General features: G+C 61.0%; 1 pseudogene. It reads left to right on the forward strand.

Annotated elements, in window-relative coordinates:
- Positions 1-14: 14 nt before the first annotated feature.
- A pseudogene (locus MUM_RS0100075) lies at positions 15-1965 on the forward strand (condensation domain-containing protein); the annotation flags it as partial.

Genomic DNA, 1965 nt, shown 5'->3' on the forward strand with positions numbered 1-1965 from the left:
GAAATCGAAACCGCCTGATGGGACTGGACTGCGTGCGCGAAGCCGTGGTGATCGCCGCTGATGGGCAGTTGGTCGCCTATGCAGTGCCGACCGAAGCCCGTGACGCCGGTGAACTGCGCAGCGAAATCAGGCAACGCCTGGGCGAACACTTGCCTGATTACATGGTGCCCGCCCAACTGATCTTCCTCGATCAATTGCCCCTGAGCCCGAACGGCAAACTGGACCGCAAGGCCCTGCCAAAACCCGATGCAAGCCTGCTGCAAAAAGCCTACGTGGCACCACAAAGCCCGTTGGAGCAACAAATCGCAGCGATCTGGCAAGACGTGCTCAAGCGCGAAACCGTCGGCCTGCACGACGACTTCTTTGAGCTGGGCGGCCATTCACTACTGGCCACCCAGGTCGTCTCCCGGGTACGTCATGCCCTCAACACCAATGTGCCCCTGCGCAACCTGTTCGAGAGCAGCACCTTACAGGCGTTCGTCGCTACCCTGGAGCAGCAACCGGCCCGCCAAGAGCCGCCGTTGGTAAGGGTCGAGCGTGATCAGCCGCTGCGGTTGTCCTACGCTCAGGAACGCCAGTGGTTCCTCTGGCAACTGGATCCCCAGAGCACCGCTTATCACATCCCGGCGGCCTTGCGCCTGCGGGGCAACCTGGACACACAGGCGCTGCAACGCTGCTTTGACCGGCTGATTGCCCGCCATGAAAGCCTGCGCACCTCGTTCATCCAGGACGGCGATCGCACCCTGCAACGAATTGCCACTCACACCCACCTGGCAATCACCGTCGAGTCGCGGCCGGGGGCCGACGAGCAGGCGATCCAGGCGTGTGTCGAACACGAAATCCAGCAGTTGTTCGATCTGCAGCACGGCCCGTTGTTACGGGTCAAACTGCTGAAACTGGCGGATGACGATCACGTCCTGATCATCACCCAGCACCATATCGTCTCCGACGGCTGGTCGATCAACGTGATGATCCAGGAGTTGATTGCCCTATACACAGGCTTCAGCCAGCAACAGGACGTCAGCCTGCCAGACCTGCCCGTGCAGTACGCCGACTATGGCGTGTGGCAACGCCAGTGGATGGAAGCCGGGGAGCGCGAGCGCCAACTGACCTACTGGACGGGGCAATTGGGCGATGAGCACACAGTACTGGAACTGCCCACCGACCACACTCGGCCGTCCGAGCAAAGCTATCGTGGGGCCCAGCTGGAACTGGCGTTGGGCAGCGAGCTGAATCAGTCACTCAAACAATTGGCCCAGCAGCAAGGCGTGACGCTGTTCATGCTGTTGCTGGCCTCGTTCCAGACCCTGTTGCATCGCTACAGCGGGCAAACCGATATCCGTGTCGGCGTGCCGATTGCCAACCGCAACCGCGTGGAAACCGAAGGGCTGATCGGATTTTTCGTCAACACCCAGGTGCTGCGCGCAGAGCTCAACAGCCAGTCCCGGTTTGTCGAGGTGCTGCAACAGGTCAAGCATCATGCCTTGCATGCCCAGGCCCACCAGGACCTGCCCTTCGAACAACTGGTGGAGGCGCTGCAACCGGAACGCAGCCTCAGCCATAGCCCGCTGTTCCAGGTGATGTACAACCATGCCAGCGTGCAGCCTCAAAACAGCGTCACACTTCCCGGCCTGAGCCTTGAAGTACTGGAAGGCACGCTGCCCAGCACTCAGTTCGACCTCTCCCTGGATACCACCGAGTCTGCCGATGGGCTGCTTGCAACCCTCACCTATGCCATCGACCTGTTTGAAGCCCGGACCATCCAGCGCCTCGCCGGGCATTGGCAAAACCTGCTGCAGTCCATCGTTCGCAATCCGCAGCAACGCCTGGGTGAACTGGAGATGCTGGGCCGTGAAGAACGGCACCTGATGCTTCATGACTGGAGTAGCGCCCGCCTTGATTACCCGAGCGAACAGCGGGTCCATCAGCTGTTTGAAGCCCAGGTCGCGAAGCAACCTTGCGCAC

The organism is Pseudomonas sp. PAMC 25886 (genome assembly GCF_000242655.1).
Classification (GTDB): domain Bacteria; phylum Pseudomonadota; class Gammaproteobacteria; order Pseudomonadales; family Pseudomonadaceae; genus Aquipseudomonas.